At 63.5% G+C, this 1,771-nt stretch carries 3 protein-coding genes; all 3 read right to left on the bottom strand.

What is annotated here, in order from left to right:
- A partial coding sequence (locus tag RMN99_RS01030; protein ID WP_309621428.1) for a methylmalonyl-CoA mutase family protein occupies positions 1-912 on the bottom strand: 912 nt, incomplete at its 3' end.
- An 11-nt stretch (positions 913-923) separates the two neighbouring features.
- Entirely contained in the window at positions 924-1,535 is a 612-nt protein-coding gene (locus RMN99_RS01025; RefSeq protein ID WP_309621427.1) for a glutathione S-transferase family protein, read from the bottom strand.
- Positions 1,535-1,771, bottom strand: a 237-nt coding sequence (locus RMN99_RS01020) for an enoyl-CoA hydratase-related protein (protein ID WP_309621426.1), incomplete at its 5' end; no start/stop codon positions are given. The genes RMN99_RS01025 and RMN99_RS01020, both read right to left, overlap by 1 nt.

Raw genomic sequence — 1,771 nt, 5'->3', positions numbered from 1 at the left:
GCTGCGTTCGTCCTTGGCCCCCAGCCCGTCCATCACCCGGTGCCACAGGGTGCGCGCGGCACGCAGCTTGGCGACTTCCATGAAGAAGTTCATGCCGATCCCGAAGAAGAAGCTGAGCCGTCCGGCGAAGGCATCGATATCCAGCCCCGCTTCCATCGCGCGGACGGCATATTCCTTGCCATCGGCGATGGTGAAGGCCAGCTCCTGCACCGCGGTCGCCCCGGCCTCGTGCATGTGATAGCCCGAGATCGAAATGCTGTTGAATTTCGGCATGTTGGCGCTGGTATAGGCGATGATGTCTGAGATAATCCGCATCGATGGTTCGGGCGGATAGATGTAGGTGTTGCGGACCATGAACTCCTTCAGGATGTCGTTCTGGATGGTCCCGTCGAGCTGTGCGCGGCTGACGCCCTGCTCCTCGCCCGCGACGATGAAGAACGCCAGGATCGGGATCACCGCACCGTTCATGGTCATGCTGACGCTCATCTGATCGAGCGGGATTCCGTCGAACAGGATCTTCATATCCTCAACGCTGTCGATGGCGACGCCAGCCTTGCCAACATCGCCAACAACGCGCGGGTGATCGCTGTCATAGCCCCGGTGCGTGGCCAGATCGAAGGCAACCGACAGACCCTTTTGCCCGGCGGCGAGGTTGCGGCGGTAGAACGCGTTGCTCTCCTCCGCTGTCGAGAACCCGGCGTATTGCCGGATTGTCCAAGGCCGCCCGGCATACATGCTGGCACGCACGCCGCGGGTGAACGGAGCAAATCCCGGCAAGCCCGGATCAGGCGCATCCTCCGCCGTATAGAGCGGCTTGATCGCGAACCCCTCTGGCGTGTGCCAGGTCAGGTCACGGCCCTTGACCTCTTTGGTCGCGGCGGCCTGCCAATCGGGTAGCGTCGGTTTGGTCATATCAGCACCATTCAGGCCGCGGTGCTGGGCCGGGCGGAAACGCGGGCGTGCCAGGCGCGCAGGTTGGGAAGGTCTTCGGGCATCGCCGCGCCGATAAACCTGGCGAAGTCGAGCGTGCAGAGCAGCAGGATGTCGGCCACGGTGTAGTGATCGGCGGCGAGGAACTCGCGGCCTTCCAAGGCGGCATCAAAGAACGCCATCGCTTCGCCGATCTTGGGCCGGTTCGCCTCGCCCCACTCCAGATTGCGGCCCGGCAGGCGTTCGGTAAATTTGTGTGTGTGGACCCAGACCGCGCCAATCGGCGGCATCAGGATCATTTCCACGCGGCGGTTCCACATCTCGACCAGCGCCTGTTCCTTGGCATCACGCCCGAACAGCGGCGGCTCTGGCTGCAAGGCTTCCAGATAGCGGCAGATCGCGACGCTTTCGGCGATCACGGTGCCATCATCCAGCTGCAAGGCCGGAGTCTGCCCGCGCGGATTGAGCGCGACGAACTCGTCCGACTTGTGCTCTCGCGCCGGGATCGAGAGATCGCGCGTATCGAGCGCGATCCCCTTCTCCGCCGCAAAGATACGGACCCGGCGCGGGTTGGGCGCGGGGTTCGGACTGTTGAAGAACAGCATTATTGGCCCTTGAACGCAGGCTTGCGCTTTTGCAGGAATGACAGGCCGCCTTCCATCGCATCGGCGCTGGCCCCAGCGACGCGCTGGCCTTCCGCTTCGGCCAGAAACACTTGCGGCAGTGTGCCATCAAGCGCGGTCTGGATGTTGGACTTCATGGTGGAATAGGACACGGTCGGCCCTTCTGACAGGCGGGTGGCCAGCGCCATTGCCTCGTCCATCAGCGCGGCATCATCGAC

This window comes from Novosphingobium sp. (assembly GCF_031417815.1).
Classification (GTDB): Bacteria; Pseudomonadota; Alphaproteobacteria; order Sphingomonadales; family Sphingomonadaceae; genus Novosphingobium.
This window is presented reverse-complemented; position numbering and strand designations above follow the sequence as displayed.

Bases quoted from the DNA above. Each gene is read 5' to 3' on its own strand.
- RMN99_RS01025 (WP_309621427.1), bottom strand. From the start codon at position 1,535: ATGCTGTTCTTCAACAGTCCGAACCCCGCGCCCAACCCGCGCCGGGTC.